Source organism: Parvibaculum sp. (assembly GCF_040882025.1).
GTDB lineage: Bacteria > Pseudomonadota > Alphaproteobacteria > Parvibaculales > Parvibaculaceae > Parvibaculum.
Genome location: NZ_JBBECC010000180.1, coordinates 40,114 through 63,193 on the forward strand (window position 1 = coordinate 40,114; position 23,080 = coordinate 63,193).

The window sequence follows — 23,080 nt, forward strand, 5'->3', positions numbered from 1 at the left end:
ATGGCCCGCATTCTTGTCGTCGAAGACGAGCCCGATGTCAGAACTTTCGTGACACGCGCGCTCAAGGGAGCCGGTCACGAGGTTGATGGCGCGGGTGACGGGAGCGCGGCGCTTGAGGCGCTGTCGCAAGCACGCGCCGACGCCCGACCTTATGACCTTCTGCTGACGGATATTCTGATGCCGGTGATGGACGGTGTGTCGTTGGCGCTTGCCGCTTCGCGCGACGCGCCGGCGCTGCGCATCATGTTGATGACCGGCTATTCCGACCAACGCGAACGTGCCCATGGGCTCGAGGCGATCATCCACGACATCTTGTTGAAACCCTTTACGCTCGACGAACTTGTTCTTCGCGTTGCTTCGGTCCTGGATGGCGGCGCCTAGAAGCGCTGCAGCAGCCGATCAAGATAGTCGAGTTCGATCCGGGGCCGTCCGAGATCGGCGGCACGCCGGCGCAACTCTTCGAGAATTTCCCGTGCGCGCTGCATGTCGATCTTGTCGGGCACGGCGACGTCGGCGCCCGTTTCTTGTCCGGATTGGCGCATGGGCCGTCCGAGTGGATCGCTGCGGGACTGGCCGCGTCCCCGACCTTCCTGCCGTCCTGCCATCCCTTGCATCAACTGGTCAGCCATGGCCTGTGCGCCGGCGCGCATTTCGTCGATAGCTTGTCCTTGCGCGCCTGTGGCGCGATCGGCGCGCCCGGCTTCCAGCCGTTCCTCGGCGTCTCGCATCGATCTCTCCGCGTTGCCGAGCGCGCCCGGCACTTCGGCGCCGCCTTCACCCAGGCGTTTCAGGATTTCGCCAAGTTCGTCGCGCAACGCGCGTTGTGCCTCGGCGAGGGCATCGAGCGAGGGCATGGATCCGGCCTCACCGCCATGGGGCGTCTGGCCCGGCATGCCGGCGCCGGGGGTTTGTCCGTCGGCGCCATCCTCGCCGATACCGCCTTGCGTTTCGCCGAAAGTCCGGTCCATCAATTCGCGCTGCTTCGTGATCATCTCGCCCATCTGATCGATCGCTTGCGCCATGGCCTGTTCGCCGGGACCCATCGGTCCTGCCTGTCCCGGCAGTTGCAGATTTTCGAGAATGGCCTGGAGTTGCTGCAGCATCGCTTTCGCCTGGTCGCGCGCGCCGCTTTGGGCAAGTTCGCCGATAGCGTTCAGCATGTCTTCAAGCTGCTGGCGTTCAACGGTTTGTGCATCCGACAAGGCGTTGTTTGTCGGGGGCGTATCGGGCATTGGCCCCTGGCTCGCCGTCAGGGCATCCATGTGCCTGTTGAACGCATCTCTCAACTCCGACATCAGGCGCGCGATCTCTTCCTCACCGGCGCCCTGGTTCAATGCATCCGCCAGAGCCTTCTGCGCGTCGCGCAGATCGCGCTCGGTGAGAGAGATGTCGCCATCCTCGACCCGCAATGCGATCGACCAGAGAAGATCGAAAATGCCCGTCAGGTCAGCGTCGCGGCGGGCCTCGGTCAGCCGCCAATAGGCGGCGCGCAACGACAGATAGACGACCTTGTCGTCGATATAGCGATCGGCATCCTGCGTGAAATTATCGATGAAGCGCGCGACACTGGCGCCCGAGCGCGGATCGAGCGCGAGGCGGCGGCGCTGTTCGACGATGGCGCGTGCCAGAGGATCGGTGAACGTGCGAGCTGGTAGCACCGTCTCGACCGGTTCGGCCGCACCTTCCTGGTTCGCGTCGTCGCGCGCAACCAATGTGATTTTCACAGGCAGTCCGGCCCAGGGATGAGGTGTCAGGTCGGCATAGGTTTCACCCGCTGCATCGCGTGGCCGCAGCGATGGCAGCGGCAGTTGCACATGCGGTGCCGTCACGCGCGGCTCCGCGGCGGATCGCGCTTCTTCGAGTTTGGGGTCGGCGCTGCGATCGAGTTCGATGCGTGCTTCCGCGCCGACGACGCCATGGTCATCTGAAACCTTGTAGGCGAAGCGCAACGCGCCGGATGCTGATTGCGCCAGCGGTTCGCTCAGTTCGATCCTCGGCGTTTCGTCCGGCGTGACCTCGATGCGCCAACCTCGGATCACACGACCTCCTTCGGTGAGTGCGAGATCGGTCGTCTCGATCAATTCTGCATCAATCGAATGATTGCCCTCACTGATGGTTTTCAGCGCCTGTGGTTTTTCTCGTGTGTCGTCACCGTGACTTTCGAGAACCGGCGCATTCCTCAGGCCGTGCACACGCAACGACAGGATGCTGCCCTGCGGCGCACTCACGTTTTGCGCGACCGGCGTGTCGTCGCCGCGACGATCGAGATAGAGTGGCGGCTCGCCGGTATAGGCCGGTGGCGTGATCCATGCCTCGATCGTCGCCTGCATGACAGCACTTGCGCCCGGCAACAGCGCGGCGGCGATGCGCTCGGCGCGGCCGGGACCCGTACCGATCACTGCAACAACCAGCAGCAGCAAGACGGCGGCGCGCAGCGCCCTCGGATCGCGTGAGGCAAGGCCGGGTTGCGGCAGGCTGAGGCGGAGCTTGCGCAGCCGCTCCGTCACCCAACGCCGATGCGCAGACCAGAGCGCCGGATCGCCGCTTGTTTCGGCGGCAACATCCTCATAGGCCGCAAGCGGCGAATGGCGCAGACCGGAGGATTTTTCGAGATGACGAAAGGCGTCGTGGCGCGTCGGCCATTTGAAGCCGCGAAAGCCGCGCCACAATGTCCAGACCATTGTCGTGCCGAAGGCGGCCAGAAAGGCCCAATGCAGTGGCAAGGGCAGAACGGTGAAGGCGCCGAACAAGGCCAGAACCACGAATATTCCCGCCAAGCCGGCTGCTGGCCAAAGCGCAGGCCAGAACGCCTGCCAGATCAGCAGCGCCCTCGCGATCCGGACGCGCCGCTCGATATGCGGCGGCAGCCGCGCGGCGCGTGCGTCAATAGAGTCTGGTTTGTTTCGTTCGGGGCCGGTCAAAGCCTTCCGCCCTTGTTGCCGTCAGCCCAATCCGGAGCGGTCGACGATGCCGTCAATCCAGCCAGTCAGGGATCATATCCTGTTTCAGGATTGCGTCATAACTGGGGCGTGCGCGCACCTCGGCGAAATCCCCTCCGTGCACCATGACCTCGGGAATCAGCGGTCGCGTGTTGTAGGTGGAAGCTTGCACCGCACCATAGGCGCCCGCCGACATGATGGCGACGAGATCGCCGCTCTTCAGACGCGGCAAGTCCCGCCCCTTGGCAAAGAAGTCGCCGGTTTCGCAAACCGGGCCCACGACGTCATAGGTCACGCGCTCCGCGCCGTCGGGAGGCTCCGCAATTGGGCGGATGTCGTGGAAGGCATCGTAAAGCGTCGGCCGGATGAGGTCGTTCATGGCCGCGTCGAGAACGAGAAAGGCACGGTCGTCACCGAGCTTTTCATAAATGACGCGCGTCACCAGAATGCCGGCATTGCCGGCGATCAGGCGGCCTGGTTCAAAGGTCAGCTCGCAACCGAGATGGCCGATCGTGCGCTTCACCATCGCCGCATATTCGTCCGGATGCGGCGGCACGTCATTGTCGCCCCGATAGGGAATGCCCAGACCTCCGCCGAGATCGATATGGCGGATCGTGTGGCCTTCGGCGCGCAGCGCTTCCACCATACCGGCGACGCGCTCGAAGGCGGCGGCAAAGGGCTCGAGCGCCGTCAACTGGCTGCCGATATGCACATCGATGCCGCTGGCGTCGACACCTCTCAGTTCGCGCGCCCGTGCATAGACAGCCGGCGCACGCCGCCATGAGATGCCGAACTTGTTTTCCGCCTTGCCCGTCGCAATTTTTTCATGCGTCCCCGCATCGATGTCAGGATTGACACGGATGGCGACGCGCGCGACAAGACCGCGTGCCTCCGCCAGCGCCGCCAGCAACTCGAGCTCGGGTTCGGATTCGACGTTGAACTGGTCGATGCCCGCTTCCAGTGCGAAAGCCATCTCGCCTTCGGTCTTGCCGACGCCGGAAAAGACGATCTTGTCCGGCGCCACACCTGCCGCCAGCGCGCGGCGAAGCTCCCCTTCCGAAACCACATCGGCGCCCGCACCGAGGCGCGCCAGTGTCGCAATCACGGCGAGATTGGAGTTGGCCTTGACCGAATAGCAGATGCGCGCCGGCTGGCTCTTGAACGCGGCAGCGAAGACACTGTAGTGCCGTTCGAGTGTCGCGCTCGAATAGCAATAGAAGGGCGTCCCGATCGCGGCGGCGATGTCGGGGATCGCCACATTCTCGGCATGCATGATGCCGCTGCGATACTCGAAGTGATGCATGATAAGGCGATCAGTCGTCGTTGCCGCGCGTTGCGCCCATGCCGTCGCGCATCGGACGCAGGTCGATCGGCGGCTCCTCGTCGATGACGACGTTCGTCTCGGCCGCCGGTGCGGGCGTCGCCCCGGGCGGCAGTTCAAGCGGCCCCTTCTTGCCGCAACCGGCCATGGCTGCGATCAGGAAGATGCCCAGCAGAGCAATCGGCAAATGGTGTGTGGTCATCTTCCCTGGTCCCTTCCAGTGCCCTTGCGGTCAAGTTCGGCCTGCCAGCGCGCGACTGCGGCCTTCACATTGGCGGGTGCCGTGCCGCCCAGGCTTGTACGGCTCGCCACCGAATTGTCGACGCCCAGTACAGCATATACGTCTTCCGCGATCCGGGGCTCCACCTCGCGCATCTCGTTAAGTGTCAGCTTGTCGAGATCGACACCCTTTTTTTCAGCCATCGCAACCAGCGCGCCGGTTACATGATGCGCCTGCCGGAACGGCAAGCCAAGCGTCCGCACCAGCCAGTCGGCGAGATCAGTCGCGGTCGAGAAACCGCGCGAAGCGGCGGTGCGCATCGCCTTCTCGTTAACGGTCAGCGTTTCGACCATGCCGGTCATGGCGGCGAGCGACAGCGACAGCGCGTCGAGCGCATCGAAAGTCGCTTCCTTGTCTTCCTGCATGTCCTTCGAATAGGCGAGCGGCAGGCCCTTCATCACGATGAGAAGCGTCGTCAGCGCGCCGACGACACGGCCCGTCTTGGCGCGCACCAGTTCGGCGGCGTCTGGATTGCGCTTTTGCGGCATGATCGACGAACCGGTCGTGAAGCTGTCGGGCAGTCGCACGAAGTCGAAGCCGGGCGTCGACCAGATGACGATCTCCTCGGCCAGTCGTGAAAGATGCGTCGCGCAAATGGCGGCGGCGGACAGCGTCTCGAGCACGAAATCGCGATCTGATACGCTGTCGAGCGAGTTTCGCGTGGGCGCATCGAAGCCGAGTTCGGCCGCCGTCCTTTCGCGGTCGATCGGAAACGAGGTGCCGGCCAGCGCTGCCGCGCCCAATGGGCATTCGTTGAGCCGCTTGCGCGCGTCGGCCAGCCTGCCGCGGTCGCGCGCGGCCATTTCGACATAGGCGAGACAGTGATGGCCGAACGTCACGGGCTGCGCTGTTTGCAGATGCGTGAAACCCGGCATGATGGTCGCCGCGTGAGCGTCGGCTTTCGCGATCAGCGCAAGCTGGAAATCCCGAAGTTGATCGTCGAGATGGTCGATCGTGTCGCGGACATAAAGCTTGAAGTCGGTCGCCACCTGGTCGTTGCGCGAACGCGCGGTGTGCAGCCTGCCGGCCACGGCGCCGATCAGCTCGGCGAGCCGCGCCTCGACGTTCATGTGAATGTCTTCGAGTTCACGCTTGAAGGCGAACGTGCCTGCCTCGATTTCGGCCAGCACCGCGTCGAGCCCTGCGACGATTTTGTCGGCATCGTCTCTTGAGATAATCCCCGTTTCGGCCAACATGCGGCAATGCGCCTTCGAGCCCGCAATGTCCTGGGCGAAAAAGCGCTTGTCGAAGCCGATGGAGGCGTTGATCTCCTCCATGATCCGGTCGGGGCCGGCGCCGAAACGGCCGCCCCACATCTTGTTGCTCATTGTCTTTCTCCGGGCGGCCGCAGGCCCGAACCGGGGTGGAAGCGGATTGTCCCATGGCTCAGGTCGGACCGAAGTCTATCGCTATTCTGGTCGGCGCCGCCCTTTTGATCGTCGGGGCGGTATACTTGATCGGTCGGGGGGGCGGCAACCCGGACGATTTGGCGGGCAGCCGCGTGCCCTCACCCCTTCAGGCGCTGGCCGTGGGCGATATGGCCAATTTCAGGGCCGCCCCGGAGCCGGCAGCGGTCCCGGCTATCGCTTTCGAGGGCGGCAAGGGGCAGACGCTGACATTGGCTGATTTCGAGGGCAGGCTCGTCCTGCTCAATCTCTGGGCCACCTGGTGCGCGCCCTGCCGGGAGGAAATGCCGGCGCTTGACCGGCTGCAGGCGGCGCTGGGAAGCGAGCGTTTCGAGGTCGTCGCGCTCAGCGTCGATCTGCGGGGTCACGATCTCGCGCGGCGCTTCTTTGCCGAAAACGGTATTGATAGTCTCGGCTTCTATATCGACCCGACAGCGCGGGCGAATGTGACGCTCAAGGCGTTCGGGCTGCCGACGACGCTGCTGATTTCGCCGGATGGCCGCGAGATCGGGCGTATGGTCGGCCCGGCTGAATGGGACGGCGAGGACACGAAACGTCTGATCGAGGCCGCGCTCAGTCTTTCCGCGCCTTCAGCGAATAACTGAGCGGCAGGCGTGGCGCGCCGTCTGGCGCCATGTAGTAAGGCCCGCTTTTTTCGAGGCTCGGTACGCCCGGCCAGACGAGTTTGTCGTGCTCGTGCAGGAATTCGATACGAAGCCCCGCCGCCGCCAGCGCGGTCACCACCTCGCCCAGCGTGTGCTGCCATTCGTTGCTCTTGAAGTGCCGCAGTGTGATCGACGGCTCCGCGTAGTCGTGCGCATTCTCCCATTGCTGGGGGCCTTCGAGGAAGTAGGAGCGGACGATGCGGAAATTCTCGGCCACCGTCGTTCCTTCGTCGTCCAGCGTCCACAGCATCGGATGGCCCTCTGCGATGTAGAAGAAGCCGCCGGGGGCCAGGCACTCAGCGATATTTTTCGCCCAGACGTCGAGGTCCGGCAGCCACATCAGCACACCCCAGCTCGTGAAGACGATGTCGTAACCGGGGCCGGCTTTCGCCGCAGCCTCGTCGACACGCGCTTCGACGAAACGCGCCGCCACGCCCGTTTCTTCGGCAAGTTTCCGTGCCGCTGCGATCGCCTTCGGCGAGAAGTCGAGGCCGGTGATCTCGGCTCCGAGCCGTGCCAGGGACAGCGAATCGAGGCCGAAATGGCATTGCAGGTGGAGGAGCCGCTTGCCCCTCACGTCGCCGATTTCCGAAAGGACCAGCGGGTCGAGGCTCGTGCCGCCGGCGCGAAACTCCTTCACGCGATAGAAGTCCGAACCGACATGAATGTCGACCTGTTCCTCCCAGCGAGCGAGGTTTGCGGCGAACGGGTCCGGTGAAATCTCGGTGGACATGGGCGAGGCTCCCTTTCTGGTGCCCCGCCGGTTGCGAAGCCGGGCAGGATACGCCTCAGGCGTCGTGCGTCAATCGGAGCGCCGTTCGGTGTGGGTAACGAACATCGCACCGACAACCTGCGCCGGCTCCGTGCCGCCGGCCGTCAGGGGTACTGAAATGGTGTGGCCGGCGAGATAGAGGCGGTCCGAGGCGGCGAAGGGCACTTTCGCGAAGACGGGCTTGCGGCCGATAAATGCCTGGCGTGTTATATAGAGCCAGCGCCGCTGTACGGCCTTCTTGTCCTTGGCGATGGCGCCTTCCTCGGCAAACTCCGACAGGAGCTTGCCGGTGCGTTCCTCGCCCAGCAATTCCACCAGCGCCGTCCCGAAAAGCCGTGTACGGAAATCCTCGCCGCCGTTCACGGCTTCGGTGATGATCATGTTGGGCAGAAAGCGGAGGAGGTCGGCGGGTGATATGTCGGCACGGTCGGCCATCTCGCGGGCACCGCGCTTGCCTTCGATATAGTTGAGAAACTCGATAACGAGCGGATGTTCCGGCGTGTCGAGAAACTGTGGCTCTTCGGTGATTTTCCGGGCGCTGTCGCCGCCGCTGAAACTCTCTCCACCCATCGCTGCGTCTCCTTGCCCCAATTCGGGCAAGTTTCGCATGGGACAGTTAACGAACTATCGGCGCCGTCCTAACGTGTCGGAACGGGTTTCTCACCGCGATAGTCGTAGAAACCGCGCTGGGTCTTGCGGCCGAGCCAGCCGGCCTCGACATATTTCACCAGAAGCGGACAGGGCCGATACTTCGAATCCGCCAGCCCGTCGTAAAGCACCTGCATGATCGAAAGGCAGGTGTCGAGACCGATGAAGTCGGCAAGCTGCAACGGGCCCATCGGATGGTTGGCGCCGAGCCGCATTGCCTTGTCGATGCTTTCAACCGATCCGACGCCTTCGTAAAGCGTATAGACGGCTTCGTTGATCATCGGCAACAGGATGCGATTGACGATGAAGGCCGGATAGTCTTCGGCATTGGCGATCTTCTTGCCCAGCGTTTCGGCAAAGCCGCGCACGATCTCGAAGGTGGGATCGTCGGTCGCTATGCCGCGTACCAGCTCCACCAGTTCCATCACCGGGACCGGATTCATGAAATGCATGCCCATGAAGCGCTCGGGGCGGTCGGTGGAGGCGGCAAGGCGCGTTATGGAGATCGAGGAGGTGTTGGTCGCGATCAGCGCATCCTCGCGCAGATGCGGGCACAGCTCGGCGAAAATCTTGCGCTTCACTTCTTCGATTTCGGTCGCGGATTCGATGACGATGTCGGTGTCGTCGAAACTCCCCATGGAGGCTGCCGGCCCGATACGTTCCAGCGCGGCGTCGCGCTCGACCTCGGTGATGCGCCCGCTCGCGACCTGTCGGGTCAGATTGCCGTCGATGGTGGCGAGGCCGGCTTCGATACGTTCCTTCGAGATGTCGAAAAGCGATACCTCGTAGCCCGCCAGCGCGCAGACATGCGCGATCCCGTTGCCCATCTGGCCGGCGCCGATCACGCCTACTTTGCGAATTTTCATCTCACTCCATCCCGCCTGGCGGGTCCGATAGCATCGCCCGCGTCAAACGTAGCAAAGATTTGGGCGTTGTGCGCCCGATAACGACCCGACAGCAAAACGGCGCCGGCCTGTTTCGAGGCGGCGCCGTTCCCGGTATCTCATGCTTGCAGGCCTGTTTGCTCAGAGGCCGGCTTTCGTCAGCTCTGCTTCAAGCTCCGGCACCGCCTTGAAGAGATCGGCAACAAGACCGTAATCGGCAACCTGGAAGATCGGCGCTTCCTCGTCCTTGTTGATGGCCACGATGACCTTCGAGTCCTTCATGCCCGCGAGATGCTGGATCGCGCCGGAAATGCCGACGGCGATGTAAAGATCGGGTGCCACGACCTTGCCGGTCTGGCCGACCTGGTAGTCGTTGGGCACAAAGCCCGCATCGACGGCCGCGCGCGAGGCGCCGACGGCGGCCCCGAGCTTGTCGGCGATTGTTTCGAGCATGGCGAAATTCTCGCCATTCTGCATGCCGCGGCCGCCCGAGATGATGATCTTGGCCGATGTCAGTTCCGGACGGTCCGATTTCGTCAGCTTTTCCTCGACGAATTCGGAGAGGCCCGGATTGTCGCCAGCGCCGATTTTCTCGATGGAGGCCGAGCCGCCCTGACCGGCCGCCGGGAAGGCGGTGGTACGCACCGTGATGACCTTCTTCGCGTCCGTCGCCTTGACGGTCTGGATCGCGTTGCCGGCATAGATCGGGCGCTCGAACGTGTCGGCGCCATTGACGGCGGTGATTTCCGAAATCTGCGCCACGTCGAGCAGGGCGGCCACGCGCGGCATGAAGTTCTTGCCGACGGTGGTGGCAGCGGTGACGATCGCGTCGTAATCGGCGGCGAGCTTCACCACGAGTGCGGCGAGCGGCTCGGCGACGGGATGCGCGTAGAGCGCATCGTCGGCAACCAGCACCTTCTTGACGCCATCGAGCTTGGCGGCCGCTTCGCCGGCGGCGCCGCAATCCTGGCCGATCACGAGAACATGAACGTCGCCGCCGAGCTTGGCAGCGGCCGTCACGGTCTTGGCGGTGGCGTCGTTCAGCGCCTTGTTGTTGTGGTCTGCAATAACAAGCGTGGTCATCCGATCACTCCCGCTTCCTTGAGCTTCGATACAAGCTGTTCAACCGATTCGACCTTGATACCGGCCTGGCGTTGCGGCGGTTCCGTCACCTTCAGCACTTCAAGACGGGCCTTGACGTCGACGCCATAATCCGACGGTGCCTTTTCGTCGATCGGCTTCTTCTTGGCCTTCATGATGTTGGGGAGCGAGGCGTAGCGCGGCTCGTTCAGGCGCAGATCGGTGGTTACGACCGCCGGCATCTTGAGCTTCAGCGTCTGCAGGCCGCCGTCGATTTCGCGGGTGAGGTTCAGCGTTGCGCCGTCGACCTCGACTTTGGAAGCAAAAGTGCCCTGTGCCCAGCCCAGCAGCGCGGCCAGCATCTGGCCGGTCTGGTTGCAATCGTCGTCGATCGCCTGCTTGCCGAGAATGATCAGGTCGGGCTTCTCCTCTTCGGCGATTGCCTTGAGAATCTTCGCCACATTGAGCGGCTCGACCGTTTCGTCGGTCTTGACCAGAATGCCCCGGTCGGCGCCCATGGCAAGCGCGGTGCGGATGGTTTCGGTTGTCTGCTGGACGCCGATCGACACCGCGATCACTTCGGTCGCCTTGCCGGCTTCCTTCAGACGCACCGCTTCTTCGACGGCGATTTCGTCGAACGGGTTCATCGACATCTTCACATTGGCGAGATCGACACCGGTCTGGTCCGACTTGACGCGGATCTTGACGTTGTAATCGACCACTCGCTTGATCGGGACGAGGACTTTCATTGAGGCGAACTCCCTGCGCGTTGCCGGGGGCATCGGAAATCCGGGGGTGGGACCCCGGCCCCCTGGAACCCCGGCGCCGGTCTTGGTGTGGGTCTTTCGAAGCGGCGGGCGGTCCGCGAAATGGCTGTTTCCCTGAGGAAATTCCGCCTGCCTGCGAAAAGCGACATAAAGCTGCTGCTGCGGTGCGGCAACCTAGTGGCCTCATCCCCTCCTGTCAACGCGACCGGAGCGGCCCTCGGGGCCTCCTCAGCGGCTTGCGCCCGGCGTCCACAACACGTCGCCCGGCCCCTTGCCGTCCGGGCCCTTGTTGACCCAGCGCGCGGCGACGAAAAGGAAGTCCGAGAGGCGGTTCAGATAGCGTAGCGCCGGGGCGCCGACGCGCTCCTCCGGCTTTTCGGCCAGCGCCGCCACCAGCCGTTCGGCGCGGCGGCAGATCGTGCGGGCAAGGTGCAGACAGGCGGCCGCGGGCGTGCCCGCCGGCAGAACGAAGGAGCGCAAGGGCTCCAGCGCCGCATTCAACTCATCGATCTCGGCCTCGAGCCGCGTGACCTGCGCCTCGACGATGCGCAAGGGCTCGTAGTCGAGCTTCTCGCCCCGGTCGGGCGTCGCGAGGTCGGCGCCGAGGTCGAACAGGTCGTTCTGGATGCGGGCCAGCATCGCGTCGAGCTTTTCCATGCCGCCGGTGTGAAGCCGCGCCACACCGATCGCCGAATTGGCCTCGTCGACGGTGCCGTAGCTCTCGATCCGCAGCGCATGTTTCGGCACGCGCTCGCCCGACGCCAGCGCCGTCGTGCCTTTGTCGCCTGTGCGCGTATAGATCTTGTTCAGCGTGACCATCTCGCTCGTCAGGCCTTTCCGAACGGCAATATTCGCGTCAGCACATTGTCGCGTCGGATGAAATGATGCTGGAGCGCGCCTGCGATATGAAACGCCACCAGCGCCACGAGAATGAAGGCATTGACCATATGGGCCACATGGCCGATCTCGTTGATCGTGTCGTTCTGCGCGATCTTCAGCGGAATGAAGCCGAAAGCCACCGGCGAACCCTTCGATGTCGTCGCCATCATCAACCCGAAGACCGGTTGCAGGGTCACGCAAAGATAGAGGCTGTGATGGGTCGCCCGCGCGGCGATCTGCTGCCAGCGCGGCGTGTCGGCGGGCAACGGCGGACGCGGTGTGCGGCCCCGGATCGCCAGCCAGCCCACCATCAACACCAGGATGACGAGGCCGGTGCCGAAATGCCAGGTCGCGGTCTCGCGGCTCAGCGTGAAGCCGCCATAGAACATCAGCAGCACCAGCACGCCGATGACCCAGTGAAAGCTTTTCATCGCCGCGCTGAAAGTTGCCGGCGTCTTTGCGTATGCGGTATCGGTCATCGGAACCCCCTCCTGTGGATTGTGAACGTCAAGCCTCGCGCGAGGCGGGCCGCCGATCAAGCCTCAGCTTTTTTCCAGCCCTTGCGCCATTTGGCGACGGCTTCGCCGATTTCATGCGGGCTGTCTTCCTGGATGAAGTGGTTTCCCTTCACGGTCACCTCGGTCTGGTTCTTCCAGCTCCGGCAGAACTCGCGCTGGGCGCCGATCAGGATTGCCCCCGGCTCGGCATTGACGAAGAGCTTCGGCAGCTCGTTCGCGGCCATCCATTCGGCATAGGACTTGACGATTTCGGTCACGTCTTCCGGCGCGCCGTCGAGTGGGATCTGGCGCGGCCATGTCAGTGTCGGGCGGCGGTCCTCACCGGGCTCGCGGAAGGGGCGGCGATAGACCTCCATTTCCTCCGGCGTCAGCTTGCGCAGGATCGAGCCCGGCAGCACGGCCTCGATGAAGAGGTTTCGTTCGAGAATCATTTCCTCGCCGGCCGCGGAGCGGAAGCCCTTGAAGATGCCCCTCGCGGCTTCGTTCCATTCGCTCCATGCCAGCGGCCGGACGATCCCCTCCATATAGGCGATGCCGTCGACGGCGGTGCGGTTGCGGTTCGCCCAGTCGAAGCCGAGCGCCGAACCCCAGTCATGGATGACGAGGGTAACGTTCTTCGCCACCCCGACCGCATCGAGAAAGGCCTCGAGAAAGCGGCGATGCTCCCGGAACGTGTAGCGCTCGGCGCTGGAGGGCTCGAGCTTGTCGCTGTCGCCCATGCCGATCAGATCGGGCGCGATGCAGCGGCCCTGATCCTTCAGATGCGGCATCACGTTGCGCCAGAGATAGGAGGAGGTCGGGTTGCCATGCAGGAAGACGATCGGGTCGCCCTTGCCCATTTCGACATAGGTCATGGCGCGGCCGGAAATCGTCACCGACTTCTTGGGATGTTCGTGCGCGGAAATTGGCTGATCGGTCATCAGTGGCCTCCACCATGCAAACCGGCATGATACGCTGGGCATTCGTCAGGCCCAAACGCCAAAAAGGGCGCCCGTCGCGGGGCGCCCTTCATGGCCGTTGTGGCATTGCCGTGCTTAGAAACTGTAGGCGTAGCGCAGGCCGGTATTGGTCAGGCCTTCATTGTCGTCGCAGAGACTGGCGTTCGACATGTGCTCGATCGACACCATGATCGCATTGGCCTTGTTGAAGCGGTAGCCGATGGATGCGCTTTCGTGGAACTGGGCGCGGCAGCCGAAATTCTTGCTGGTCGCGGTTGCGCGCTCGGTTTCGCCGTCATGCACCGCGCCGCCGAGTGTGAAGTCGACGAAGAAGGCCTCGGTGAGATCGAAGGTCCAGCCGAGGCCGGCATAGCCGAAGCTGGTGCCGTCGCCGGTGTTGATCGTGCCGCCGATCAGCGGCCGCGGCGCGAAGGCCCAGTCGAGAAAATCGGGCGATACGAAACGGACCTCGAAATTGACGTCCGGATCGGTCGTCTCATGGCTGTCGTGGAACATGCTGGAGTCGTGATCCATCACGCCGATGCGCACTTCGCTGATAAAGCTCTCTGCGTATGCCGGCGCGCAAACAAAGGCGGCCATGCCCACGGCCGCCAGCAAGCTTGTCTTTCGATTCACTTTGTAGCTCCCCTTTTAAACCCCCGAACGCGGTGCGAGCCTACCGGATGTCCGCCGGAATGTCCGAGGCCCCCCGCGGCGGCCGGCGTGTCTCGCATGCGAATATGCATCATTGTGGCAGGCAGGTTTCAGTTTTTGGTTAATCAAGGGGGCTGGATCCCTAGCTGCTGGCGAGCCAGAGGCCGGCCATAATGACGATAACGGCCAGAAACTGCAGGCCGACGCGCCAGCGCATCAGGGTCTGCGAGCGGCTGGCCGGACCGCCGCGCATCATGTTCCACAGGCCCGCCAGCAGCACGGCCAGCACGGCGATCAGGGCGACGGGCGCCAGCCAGTTAACGAATTCAGCCATGATTCGATTCCCTAATTGCCGCCTTCAAGCAGGCGGCGGGCGATCACCTGTGCCTGGATTTCGGCGGCGCCTTCGAAAATGTTGAGGATGCGGGCGTCGCAAAGGACGCGGCTTACCGGATATTCGAGGGCAAAGCCGTTGCCGCCGTGGATCTGCAGCGCATTGTCGGCTGCCGCCCAGGCGATGCGGGCGGCGAGCAGCTTCGCCATTCCGGCTTCGAGGTCGCAGCGCCGGCCACCGTCCTTTTCGCGGGCGGCGAAATAGGTGAGCTGGCGCGCCACCATGATCTCGACCGCCATCGTCACCAGCTTGCCGTTGACGCGCGGGAAATCGTAGATCGGCTTGCCGAACTGGATGCGCTCCTGTGCGTAACGCAGGCCGAGCTCCAGCGCCGATTGTGCGACGCCGACGGCGCGCGCCGCCGTCTGGATACGCGCGCTTTCGAAGGTCTGCATCAATTGCTTGAAGCCCTGGCCCTCCTCGCCGCCGAGCAGGTTTTCGGCCTTCACCTCGAAATCGTCGAAGCCGATCTCGAATTCCTTCATGCCGCGATAGCCGAGCACCTCGATCTCACCGCCGGACATGCCCTTGGCCGGGAAGGGTTCGTTGTCGTCGCCACGTGGCTTTTCGGCGAGCAGCATCGAGAGGCCCTTGTAGCCCGGCGCGTCGTTCGTGCGGCAGAGCAGCGTCATCACGTCCGCGCGCGCGGCATGCGTGATCCAGGTCTTGTTGCCGTTGATCTTGTAGACGTCGCCCTCGCGCTTCCCGCGCGTGCGCAAGCTCGCAAGGTCCGAACCGGTGTTCGGCTCGGTGAAGACCGCCGTCGGCAGCACCGCTCCGCTCGCGATTTTCGGCAGCCATTTTTCCTTCTGCGCCTGTGTGCCGCCGCCAAGGATCAGCTCGGCGGCGATTTCGGAGCGCGTGCCCAGCGAGCCGACGCCGATATAGCCGCGCGACAATTCCTCCGAAACGACGCACATCGATTCCTTGCCGAGGCCGAGGCCGCCATATTCCTCCGGGATCGTCAGGCCGAAGACGCCCAGCTCGGCCATCTGTTCGACGACCGGCATCGGAATGTAGTCGTCCTTCAAATGCCATTCATGCGCATGCGGCACGACTTCGGCATCGGCGAAGCGGCGCATCTGGTCGCGGATCGCATCATAGGTCTCTTCGAGCCCCGCATCGCCATAGGTCGCCGCGCCCGCATTCGCGGCAATCAGTTCGGCAAGCCGCGCGCGCACCCCGGCGGTGAGCCCCGCGCCCGTCAGGCGGCGCACGGCCGGCGCGGCGCGGAAGGCGGCGACATCGTCCTCGGTCAGGCCGAGGTCCTGTGGCCGCACGATCTCGCCCTGGCTCATCGGAATGCCGCCCGAAAGCTGGTTCAGATATTCGCCGAAGGCGGCCTGCACGATCAGCGCCTCGAATTCGCCGAAGCGCTTTTCCTGCGTCATGCGCGCCGCATAGGCCGCCATCTGGCGCAGCGCTTCCACATAGGTTGCCGCCCAGCCAAAGCCGTGCGCGGCGAACTGTTCGCGTTCGATCGCGGCGGCCGAAACCTTGCCGTCTTTCGCCACAAGGGCAAAGACGGCGGCGCGCGCCTTCGCGAGCAGCGTATCGGCGGCCTCGACCGATTGCGCGGTCAGCGTCAGCAGGTCGGCGAGCGCGCCGCCTTCGGGGGTTCGGGCGGGGGTGTGGGCGGCGGCGCTTTCGGCGGGGCTCATGGGGTGAACGCGTCCTTCGTGACTGGTGGATCGGCGGCGGTGTAAAAAAGGGCGGGAAGCAGCGGGTTCGAGGCTCATCTCGGGTGGCATGGCGCCTGCCCCTCGATGTCTATATATCTCGAACCCTGCGCTCCGGCCAGCCGGAGGGGCGATTCGGCAACCGCGTTCTCAACGGACCTGACGGGGGGTTTCATGGACAGCGTCAGCATGACCGGCGACAACACCAAGGTTGTCGGCCTTGTCGTCGGGGCGCTTCTCGTCGCGCTCTCGGTGGTGATGCTGATCCCGATCCTGGCCGAACTGATGGCCAACAGCGGCGATTCGGCGGCCTTTCTCGGCGCCGCCGTCATCACGGGCTTTGTCGGTGGCGCACTGATGCTCGCCAACCAGACCGAGGACCGCGATCTCGGCCACCGCGCCACTTTCCTCGTCACCGTGCTCTCCTGGCTTTCGGTCGGCGCCTTCTCGGCCTTGCCCTTTGCCCTGTCCAAGGTCGACATGAGCTACACCGACGCCTTCTTCGAGGCCATGTCGGGCTTCACCACCACCGGCGCGACCGTGATGGTCGGGCTCGACATGACGCCGCCCGGCCTTCTCCTCTGGCGCTCGCTGCTGCAATGGGTCGGCGGCATCGGCATCATCGTCACGGCGGTCGCCATTCTGCCCTTCCTGCGCGTCGGCGGCATGCAGCTCTTCCGTACCGAGAGCACCGACCGTTCCGACAAGGTCCTGCCGCGCCCCGGACAGATCGCGGTCGCCATCGGCGAGGTCTATCTGCTGCTGACGCTTCTCTGCGCGCTTGCCTATATGGCGGCCGGCATGGCGGCCTTCGACGCGCTCAACCACGCGATGACGACGGTCGCGACCGCCGGCTATTCGACGCATGACGCGTCCTTCGGCCATTTCGGCAGCGCCGCCATCGACTGGATCGCCGTCGTCTTCATGATTTCGGGTGCGGTGCCGCTGGTGCTCTATGTCCACACCGCGCGCGGCACCGGCGAAACGCTCTGGGGCGACCCGCAGGTGCGGACCTTCCTCGGCATTCTCGCGGCCGCCTCGATCCTGATGGCGCTCTGGCTGGCGGCGCGCGGCGACTACTCGTTCTTCACGGCGCTGCGCTATACCGCCTTCAACATCACCTCGGTCGTCACCACCACCGGTTTTGCCAGCGCCGACTACACGGCCTGGGGGCCCTTTGCCGTCATGGCCTTCCTGTTCCTGATGTTCATCGGCGGTTGCACCGGCTCGACCTCGGGCGGCATGAAGATTTTCCGGCTGCAGGTGCTTGCCATGCTGCTCCGGACACAGATCCGCCAGACGCTTTATCCGCATGTCGCGCAGACGCTGCGCTACGGCAACCGCACGATCAGCCGCGACATCGTCTTCTCGGTCGCCTTGTTCGTCTTCGTCTATCTCGCCTCCATGGTCGCCGTGGCGCTGGTGCTCGCCGCCTTCGGCCTCGACTTCATCACCGCGCTCTCGTCCGCCGTCACCTCGATCGCCAATGTCGGTCCGGGCCTCGGCCCCATCGTCGGCCCCGCCGGCAATTTTTCGAGCCTGCCCGACGGCGCCAAGATCGTCATGGCGCTCGCCATGCTGCTCGGCCGTCTCGAACTGCTGACGGTGCTGGTGATGTTCTCGAAGGATTACTGGAAACAGTAGGGAAACGGGCCCATTGCGGCCATTTCCTGTGACACTTTTGTGTAGCCCTCCGTAAACATGTCCGTGCTAGCCTGATCTCATGAAACGAAGCCTCGGCCGCGCTCGAAACATGCGTGTTGCCCGCCGCCATCACTGGCTTGCGGCGGCGCTGGCCTTTGCCATGCTGCTGACGGGTATCGCGGCGCCGCGCGCCGGTCTCGACGGCGCGGTGTTCGCGATGGCCGATGTGGGTGCTCCGATGCATATGGCGCGTGTTGCGGGCACGATGGCCGATCCCTGCTGCGACGACCGCGGCGGGGGGGAAACCGGGGCCTGCGAAAACTCGACACCCTGCATGGCCGTTTGCGGCAAGCTGCCGCTTCAGCTTGCGGCCGTGACCGCTTTCTTCCCCGCGATGCTTGCCGTCGTGGCGGCCCGCGCGCCCGATACCGGCCGGGCCGATCTCTCCCTCTCTCCCTTGCAGCGACCTCCCAAAGCGGCGTGACGCGCCGGCGCGCGGCCTTCCGGCCCCTGCGTCAAATCGTCCGCCAGCTTCAGGAGAGTCACATGCTTCGCTTCACCATGGCGTCCGCGATCGCGGCGCTTGTCCTCGCCGCCATATTGACGGGCAGCCGGGGCGTTGCCGATACGGCCGGGGAGATTCCCGCCGCCACGCAGCAAAAAACCGATGCCGCCCCGGCCGCGCCGTCGGGCGAGCGCAAGATACGCTATTACCGCAACCCGATGGGCCTGCCCGACATATCGCCGGTGCCGAAAAAGGATTCGATGGGGATGGATTACATCCCCGTCTATGAGGAGGATGTTGCGGCTCCCGCCGGAACCGTCCGCGTCAGCGTTGAAAAGATGCAGCGCGCCGGCGTCAGGACCGTAACGGTCGAACGCCGCGACCTCGTCCGCAGGGTCCGCGGTGCGGGCACCGTGATGGCGGACGAGGCCCGCGTCGCGCTGGTGACGGCGCGCTTCGACGGCTTTGTCGAACGTCTCGATGTCCGCACGACAGGCGGCACGGTGACGGCCGGCGCGCCGCTGCTGACGGCCTGGATCGAAAGCGACGAACTGCTGCGCAAACAGGCTGACTATCTCTCCGCGCTTGCGCGCGGCGGCCGCGATGTCGAACGCGCCGCACAGAACCTCCGTTTCTTCGGCATTTCCGATGCCACCATTGCCGAAATGGCACGCACGCGCGCGCCGGCGCGGGTGGTCACCTTCGAGGCGCCGCTTGGCGGCACGGTCCTCGAAAAACCCTCGCTCGACGGCATGCGCTTTTCGGCCGGCGATATGCTTTTCCGCATCGCCGATCTGTCGGCGCTCTGGGTGATGGCCGAAATCGCCGAACAGGACCTCGCGCTCGTCAGGCCCGGACAGCGCGCGCAATTGTCGATGCCGGCCATGCCGGGCGAAACGCGCGCGGCGATTGTCGACTTCGTCTATCCCGACATCGACATGGAAACCCGGTCGGGCCGGGTCCGGCTCGTCGTGCCGAACGCCGACGGGCGCCTCAAGCTCGGCCATTTCGTGCGCGTCGAAATCGGCGCGTCGGCCGGCGATGGGCCAGTCCTCGCGGTGCCTGCCGCTTCGGTCATCGACGACGGCGCCCGCCAGATCGTCTTCGTCGCGCGCGGCGACGGGCTTTTCGAACCGCGCGACGTTCGCCTCGGCGCCCGCGCCGGCGCCGATGTCGAGATCAGGGAGGGCCTTGCCGCCGGCGAGGAGATCGTCACCTCCGGCATCTTCCTGATCGATGCCGAGAGCAATCTCCAGACCGCGCTTTCGGCCTTCACCGCCGAACCGGTGGCGCCATGATCGCGGGCATCATCGGCTGGTCGGCGCGCAACGGCGTTCTGGTGCTGATCGGCACGCTCTTTGCGATCGTCGCCGGCGTCTATTCGATCGCGCGCATTCCGCTCGATGCGATACCGGACCTGTCGGACACGCAGGTCATCATCGTCACCGACTATCCCGGGCAGGCGCCGCAGGTCGTCGAGGACCAGGTGACTTTCCCGCTCGCGACCGCGATGCTCAACGTGCCGCGTTCCCGCGTCGTGCGTGGCTTTTCCTTCTTCGGCGTTTCCTTCGTCTATGTCGTCTTCGAGGACGGTGCCGATCTCTACTGGGCGCGAAGCCGCGTTCTCGAATATCTGAGCGCGGCGGCCGAACGCCTGCCGGACGGCGTCACGCCCTCGCTCGGGCCGGACGCGACCGGCGTCGGCTGGGTCTATCAATATGCGCTGAAATCCTCGGAGATGAACCTCGCCGAACTCCGCTCGTTGCAGGACTGGCAGGTCCGCTTCGCCGTCTCGCGCGCCGACGGCGTCGCCGAGGTTGCAACGGTGGGCGGCTTCGTCCGGCAATATGCGATCATCGTCGATCCGCTGCTGCTGAAAAGCACGGGGCTGACGCTTGCCGATATTGCCGGCGCGGTGCGCGCCAGCAACATGGATGTCGGCGGCCGCACCATCGAGCTTGCCGAAACCGAATTCATGATCCGCGGCCGCGGCTATCTCGCCGGCATCGAGGATATCGAAAAGATCGTGCTCCGCGCCGAGGGCGGCACGCCGCTCTTGCTGCGCGACGTGGCGCGCGTCGAACTCGCGCCCGACGAACGGCGCGGCATCGCCGAACTGGGCGGCGAGGGCGAAGCGGTTTCCGGCATCGCCTTGCAGCGCCACGGGGCCAATGCGCTCGACGTCATCGAAAACGTCAAGCGTGAGCTCGCGGCCGTCGCACCGAGCCTGCCCGGCAACACCGAAATCGTCGAGGTCTATGACCGCTCGGCGCTGATCGGCCGCGCCATCGACACGCTGGTGCGCACGCTGGTCGAGGAAAGCATCGTCGTGGCGCTGGTCTGTTTCCTGTTTCTCTGGCATGCGCGCAGCGCGCTTGTCGCCATCGTCACGCTGCCGGTCGGCATTCTGATGGCGCTTGCCGCGACCCATGTGCTCGGCATCCCCTCCAACATCATGAGCCTTGGCGGCATTGCGATCGCGATCGGCGCCATGGTCGATGCGGCGATCGTGATGATCGAAAACGCCCACAAGCGGCTCGAGCACGCGCCGCCCGGCGCTTCGCGCACCGCTGTCGTCATCGAGGCGGCGCAGGAAGTGGGGCCGGCGCTCTTTTTCAGCCTGCTGATCATCACTGTTTCCTTCCTGCCGATCTTCACGCTGGAGGCGCAGGAAGGCCGCCTCTTCAAGCCGCTCGCCGCGACCAAGACCTTCGCGATGGCCGCCGCCGCCTTTCTTTCGATCACGCTGGTGCCGGTGCTGATGACGATCTTCATTCGTGGCCGGATCGTACCGGAGGCCCAAAATCCGCTCAACAAGGCGCTGATCTGGCTCTACCGGCCGGTGATCGGGCTGGTGCTGCGGGCACGGGGCGTCACCATCCTGGCGGCCGTCCTTGTCCTGGCCGTCACGGTGGTTCCGCTCGGCCGCATCGGTTCGGAATTCATGCCGAACCTCAACGAGGGGACGCTTCTCTACATGCCGACGACGTTGCCGGGTCTTTCGGTGACGAAGGCGGCCGAACTTCTGCAGACGCAGAACCGGATCATCGCCGGCTTTCCCGAGGTTGCCTCTGTCTGGGGCAAGGCGGGCCGCGCCGACAGCGCGACCGATCCCGCGCCGATGGAGATGTTCGAGACCATCATCAACCTGAAGCCCGAAAGCGACTGGCGGCGGGGGATGAATCTCGACAAGCTGATTGCCGAAATGGACACCGCGCTCCAGTTTCCAGGCGTCTCCAATGCCTGGACGATGCCCATCAAGGCCCGCATCGACATGCTCTCGACCGGCATCCGTACGCCGGTCGGCGTCAAGATCTTCGGCCCCGACCTCGTCGAGCTCGAACGGATCGCCCGCGAGATCGAAACCGCCTTGCGCGCCGTTCCCGGCACCTCGTCGGCCTATGCCGAGCGCGTCAATGGCGGTTATTTTCTCGACATCAAGCCCGACCGCGACCGCATCGCTCGGCACGGCCTCTCGATGGAGACGGTGCAGGAAACGATCGCGATGGCGCTCGGCGCGAAAGCCCTCACCACCACGGTCGAGGGCCGCGAGCGCTACGACGTGGTGCTGCGCTATCCGCAGGCCTCCCGCGCCGATCCGGATGCGATCGCGCGCGAGGTTTTCGTCACGACGCCCGCAGGCGCCGCCATTCCGCTCGGCGAGATCGCCGACATCGCGCGGGCGCGCGGCCCCACCATGGTGCGCACCGAAAGCGGCCAGCCGGTCGTCTATGTCTTTGTCGACATCCGCGACCGCGATCTCGGCGGCTATGTCGGCGAGGCGCGGCGTGCCGTTGCCGGCGAAGTCGCGCTGCCGCCCGGCTACACACTCGCCTGGAGCGGCCAGTTCGAATATCTGGCACGCGCGCAGCAGCGCCTTTCCGTCGTTATCCCGGTCACGCTGCTGGTGATTTTCCTGCTCCTCTATCTCAACTTCAAGGGCCTCACCGAAACCTTCATCGTGATGCTGTCATTGCCCTTCGCGCTGGTCGGCGGGCTCTGGCTGATGGCGGCGCTCGATTTCAACATGAGCGTTGCGGCGGCCGTCGGCTTCATCGCGCTGGCGGGGGTGGCGGCTGAAACCGGCGTCGTCATGCTGCTCTATCTCGACCACGCCCTGCGCGACGCCAGGGCGCTTGCCGCCACCGAGGGCCGCGCCTTTACCCGTGCCGACCTCAACGGCGCGATCATGGAGGGCGCCGTCGGGCGCGTGCGGCCGAAGATGATGACCGTCGTCACCATCATGGCGGGTCTCCTGCCGATCCTCTGGGCCACCGGCACCGGCGCCGAGGTGATGCAGCGCATTGCCGTGCCGATGATCGGCGGCATGGTGTCGTCCACCATCCTCACGCTCGTCGTGATCCCGGCGATCTACGCGATCGTTCACGGTATGCGGCTGGGGCGGGAGGCGGGTGAGGTGGGGTGAGGGAGGGCGTAAAGTCCCGCCGCTTGGCCGTCTCCCGTCTTGCATCGGCCTTGTCGCGCGTTCGGGAAACAGCGAAGATACCCGCATGATCGGCGGTCATCCGGACACCGCCGACCGGGGGGAGTTCGTCATGAAGAGCCGACGCTATTTCATCGCGCGCGTTCTCGGCGTTGCGGCGCTGTCGGTCTCCGCCCTCACGGGTCTCTTCAAGTCCGGCGCCTCATCCCAGGGAAACAATTCGATGTCCAGACAGGCGATGATCGACACGTTCCAGAAGCATGTGGGGGCCGAACTGGCAGGTGATCTCGAAACGACGATGGCCACAATGTCGGCCGACCCCCATCTCAATCACGTGCCGACCATGGCCGGCGGTGTCGGCCGTGAAGCAGTGCACGATTTCTATCGGGATCATCTGGTTGGCAAGTTCTTTCCACCGGATGTCGTCATGACCAATATTTCCAGCACCGTTGGCGACACGCAGATTGTCGACGAGATTTTTATCAGCTTCACGCATACGGCGGAGATCGACTGGCTGCTGCCCGGCGTTGCGCCCACCGGCAGGCCGGTCGAGATGGCGGTTGCCGTTGTTGTCGGCTTCAAGGACGGCAAGATTTCGCACGAGCATATCTATTGGGATCAGGCCGGCGTTCTGGTGCAGGTCGGGCTTCTCGATCCGGCGGG

The 23,080-nt window shown here is 64.7% G+C and carries 22 protein-coding genes; 7 read left to right on the plus strand and 15 right to left on the minus strand.

Translation table 11 applies throughout. The features are described from left to right. Positions 1-381, plus strand: coding sequence for a response regulator (locus WEB61_RS13115; protein ID WP_368064781.1), 381 nt, complete (start codon positions 1-3; stop codon positions 379-381). Here the strand turns inward: WEB61_RS13115 and WEB61_RS13120 are convergent. The 4 genes from WEB61_RS13120 to argH are packed head-to-tail and all read right to left on the minus strand — an operon-like array spanning position 378 to position 5,868. Next, the gene (locus WEB61_RS13120) at positions 378-2,921 is read right to left on the minus strand and encodes a TIGR02302 family protein (RefSeq protein ID WP_368064782.1); all 2,544 of its coding nucleotides are present in this window, start codon (positions 2,919-2,921) and stop codon (positions 378-380) included. The genes WEB61_RS13115 and WEB61_RS13120 overlap by 4 nt on opposite strands. A 52-nt stretch (positions 2,922-2,973) precedes the next feature. Then, on the minus strand, positions 2,974-4,242 hold the full coding sequence (lysA, locus tag WEB61_RS13125) for a diaminopimelate decarboxylase (protein WP_368064783.1): 1,269 nt from the start codon (positions 4,240-4,242) through the stop codon (positions 2,974-2,976). Positions 4,243-4,252: 10 nt separating this feature from the next. Next, a complete protein-coding gene (locus WEB61_RS13130; protein ID WP_368064784.1) occupies positions 4,253-4,462 on the minus strand; it encodes a lipoprotein in 210 nt (69 codons plus the stop codon). Next, positions 4,459-5,868 carry an argininosuccinate lyase gene (gene argH, locus WEB61_RS13135; protein WP_368064785.1) on the minus strand — a complete coding sequence of 470 codons (1,410 nt, stop codon included), beginning with the start codon at positions 5,866-5,868 and terminating at the stop codon, positions 4,459-4,461. Before argH ends, WEB61_RS13130 begins: the two co-directional genes overlap by 4 nt. 53 nt (positions 5,869-5,921) lie before the next feature. Between argH and WEB61_RS13140 the strand changes: the two genes are divergently transcribed. Then, positions 5,922-6,551, plus strand: a complete 630-nt coding sequence (locus WEB61_RS13140; protein ID WP_368064786.1) for a TlpA family protein disulfide reductase — start codon at positions 5,922-5,924, stop codon at positions 6,549-6,551. On the opposite strand, the gene WEB61_RS13145 is transcribed toward WEB61_RS13140, so the two are convergent. The 11 genes from WEB61_RS13145 to WEB61_RS13195 form a co-directional block, all read right to left on the minus strand. Continuing rightward, positions 6,520-7,344 (minus strand): class I SAM-dependent methyltransferase, encoded by an 825-nt coding sequence (locus tag WEB61_RS13145; RefSeq protein ID WP_368064787.1) that lies wholly within the window; start codon positions 7,342-7,344, stop codon positions 6,520-6,522. The genes WEB61_RS13140 and WEB61_RS13145 overlap by 32 nt on opposite strands. Before the next feature lie 69 nt (positions 7,345-7,413). Then, positions 7,414-7,953, minus strand: a complete 540-nt coding sequence (locus WEB61_RS13150; RefSeq protein ID WP_368064788.1) for a PAS domain-containing protein — start codon at positions 7,951-7,953, stop codon at positions 7,414-7,416. A 68-nt stretch (positions 7,954-8,021) separates the two neighbouring features. Beyond that, on the minus strand, positions 8,022-8,897 hold the full coding sequence (locus WEB61_RS13155; protein ID WP_368064789.1) for a 3-hydroxybutyryl-CoA dehydrogenase: 876 nt from the start codon (positions 8,895-8,897) through the stop codon (positions 8,022-8,024). A 159-nt stretch (positions 8,898-9,056) separates the two neighbouring features. After that, positions 9,057-9,998 (minus strand): electron transfer flavoprotein subunit alpha/FixB family protein, encoded by a 942-nt coding sequence (locus WEB61_RS13160; protein WP_368064790.1) that lies wholly within the window; start codon positions 9,996-9,998, stop codon positions 9,057-9,059. Further along, on the minus strand, positions 9,995-10,744 hold the full coding sequence (locus WEB61_RS13165) for an electron transfer flavoprotein subunit beta/FixA family protein (protein WP_368064791.1): 750 nt from the start codon (positions 10,742-10,744) through the stop codon (positions 9,995-9,997). Before WEB61_RS13165 ends, WEB61_RS13160 begins: the two co-directional genes overlap by 4 nt. A gap of 246 nt (positions 10,745-10,990) precedes the next feature. Continuing rightward, entirely contained in the window at positions 10,991-11,581 is a 591-nt protein-coding gene (locus WEB61_RS13170; RefSeq protein WP_368064792.1) for a cob(I)yrinic acid a,c-diamide adenosyltransferase, read from the minus strand. A gap of 8 nt (positions 11,582-11,589) precedes the next feature. Continuing rightward, positions 11,590-12,120: a cytochrome b gene (locus WEB61_RS13175; protein WP_368064793.1), complete on the minus strand. Its 531-nt coding sequence runs from the start codon at positions 12,118-12,120 to the stop codon at positions 11,590-11,592. A gap of 56 nt (positions 12,121-12,176) precedes the next feature. Beyond that, a complete protein-coding gene (locus tag WEB61_RS13180) occupies positions 12,177-13,079 on the minus strand; it encodes a haloalkane dehalogenase (RefSeq protein ID WP_368064794.1) in 903 nt (300 codons plus the stop codon). Positions 13,080-13,193: 114 nt separating this feature from the next. Next, entirely contained in the window at positions 13,194-13,733 is a 540-nt protein-coding gene (locus WEB61_RS13185; RefSeq protein WP_368064795.1) for an acyloxyacyl hydrolase, read from the minus strand. A 160-nt stretch (positions 13,734-13,893) separates the two neighbouring features. After that, on the minus strand, positions 13,894-14,085 hold the full coding sequence (locus tag WEB61_RS13190; protein WP_368064796.1) for a twin transmembrane helix small protein: 192 nt from the start codon (positions 14,083-14,085) through the stop codon (positions 13,894-13,896). An 11-nt stretch (positions 14,086-14,096) separates the two neighbouring features. After that, positions 14,097-15,806 carry an acyl-CoA dehydrogenase family protein gene (locus WEB61_RS13195; RefSeq protein ID WP_368064797.1) on the minus strand — a complete coding sequence of 570 codons (1,710 nt, stop codon included), beginning with the start codon at positions 15,804-15,806 and terminating at the stop codon, positions 14,097-14,099. A 192-nt stretch (positions 15,807-15,998) separates the two neighbouring features. Here WEB61_RS13195 and WEB61_RS13200 point away from each other — a divergent pair, with 192 nt between their 5' ends. The 5 genes from WEB61_RS13200 to WEB61_RS13220 form a co-directional block, all read left to right on the plus strand. Then, positions 15,999-17,468 carry a TrkH family potassium uptake protein gene (locus tag WEB61_RS13200; RefSeq protein WP_368064798.1) on the plus strand — a complete coding sequence of 490 codons (1,470 nt, stop codon included), beginning with the start codon at positions 15,999-16,001 and terminating at the stop codon, positions 17,466-17,468. Between the two features lie 79 nt (positions 17,469-17,547). Next, the gene (locus tag WEB61_RS13205; RefSeq protein WP_368064799.1) at positions 17,548-17,952 is read left to right on the plus strand and encodes a hypothetical protein; all 405 of its coding nucleotides are present in this window, start codon (positions 17,548-17,550) and stop codon (positions 17,950-17,952) included. A 62-nt stretch (positions 17,953-18,014) separates the two neighbouring features. After that, positions 18,015-19,271, plus strand: coding sequence for an efflux RND transporter periplasmic adaptor subunit (locus WEB61_RS13210; protein WP_368064800.1), 1,257 nt, complete (start codon positions 18,015-18,017; stop codon positions 19,269-19,271). Then, positions 19,268-22,399 (plus strand): efflux RND transporter permease subunit, encoded by a 3,132-nt coding sequence (locus WEB61_RS13215; protein ID WP_368064801.1) that lies wholly within the window; start codon positions 19,268-19,270, stop codon positions 22,397-22,399. The genes WEB61_RS13210 and WEB61_RS13215 overlap by 4 nt, the downstream gene beginning before the upstream one ends. Positions 22,400-22,529: 130 nt before the next feature. Continuing rightward, a partial coding sequence (locus WEB61_RS13220; protein ID WP_368064802.1) for an ester cyclase occupies positions 22,530-23,080 on the plus strand: 551 nt, incomplete at its 3' end.

Bases quoted from the DNA above. Each gene is read 5' to 3' on its own strand.
- WEB61_RS13115 (WP_368064781.1), top strand. From the start codon at position 1: ATGGCCCGCATTCTTGTCGTCGAAGACGAGCCCGATGTCAGAACTTTC.
- lysA (WP_368064783.1), bottom strand. From the start codon at position 4,242: ATGCATCACTTCGAGTATCGCAGCGGCATCATGCATGCCGAGAATGTG.
- WEB61_RS13130 (WP_368064784.1), bottom strand. From the start codon at position 4,462: ATGACCACACACCATTTGCCGATTGCTCTGCTGGGCATCTTCCTGATC.
- argH (WP_368064785.1), bottom strand. From the start codon at position 5,868: ATGAGCAACAAGATGTGGGGCGGCCGTTTCGGCGCCGGCCCCGACCGG.
- WEB61_RS13140 (WP_368064786.1), top strand. From the start codon at position 5,922: ATGGCTCAGGTCGGACCGAAGTCTATCGCTATTCTGGTCGGCGCCGCC.
- WEB61_RS13145 (WP_368064787.1), bottom strand. From the start codon at position 7,344: ATGTCCACCGAGATTTCACCGGACCCGTTCGCCGCAAACCTCGCTCGC.
- WEB61_RS13150 (WP_368064788.1), bottom strand. From the start codon at position 7,953: ATGGGTGGAGAGAGTTTCAGCGGCGGCGACAGCGCCCGGAAAATCACC.
- WEB61_RS13155 (WP_368064789.1), bottom strand. From the start codon at position 8,897: ATGAAAATTCGCAAAGTAGGCGTGATCGGCGCCGGCCAGATGGGCAAC.
- WEB61_RS13160 (WP_368064790.1), bottom strand. From the start codon at position 9,998: ATGACCACGCTTGTTATTGCAGACCACAACAACAAGGCGCTGAACGAC.
- WEB61_RS13165 (WP_368064791.1), bottom strand. From the start codon at position 10,744: ATGAAAGTCCTCGTCCCGATCAAGCGAGTGGTCGATTACAACGTCAAG.
- WEB61_RS13170 (WP_368064792.1), bottom strand. From the start codon at position 11,581: ATGGTCACGCTGAACAAGATCTATACGCGCACAGGCGACAAAGGCACG.
- WEB61_RS13175 (WP_368064793.1), bottom strand. From the start codon at position 12,120: ATGACCGATACCGCATACGCAAAGACGCCGGCAACTTTCAGCGCGGCG.
- WEB61_RS13180 (WP_368064794.1), bottom strand. From the start codon at position 13,079: ATGACCGATCAGCCAATTTCCGCGCACGAACATCCCAAGAAGTCGGTG.
- WEB61_RS13190 (WP_368064796.1), bottom strand. From the start codon at position 14,085: ATGGCTGAATTCGTTAACTGGCTGGCGCCCGTCGCCCTGATCGCCGTG.
- WEB61_RS13195 (WP_368064797.1), bottom strand. From the start codon at position 15,806: ATGAGCCCCGCCGAAAGCGCCGCCGCCCACACCCCCGCCCGAACCCCC.
- WEB61_RS13200 (WP_368064798.1), top strand. From the start codon at position 15,999: ATGGACAGCGTCAGCATGACCGGCGACAACACCAAGGTTGTCGGCCTT.
- WEB61_RS13205 (WP_368064799.1), top strand. From the start codon at position 17,548: ATGAAACGAAGCCTCGGCCGCGCTCGAAACATGCGTGTTGCCCGCCGC.
- WEB61_RS13210 (WP_368064800.1), top strand. From the start codon at position 18,015: ATGCTTCGCTTCACCATGGCGTCCGCGATCGCGGCGCTTGTCCTCGCC.
- WEB61_RS13215 (WP_368064801.1), top strand. From the start codon at position 19,268: ATGATCGCGGGCATCATCGGCTGGTCGGCGCGCAACGGCGTTCTGGTG.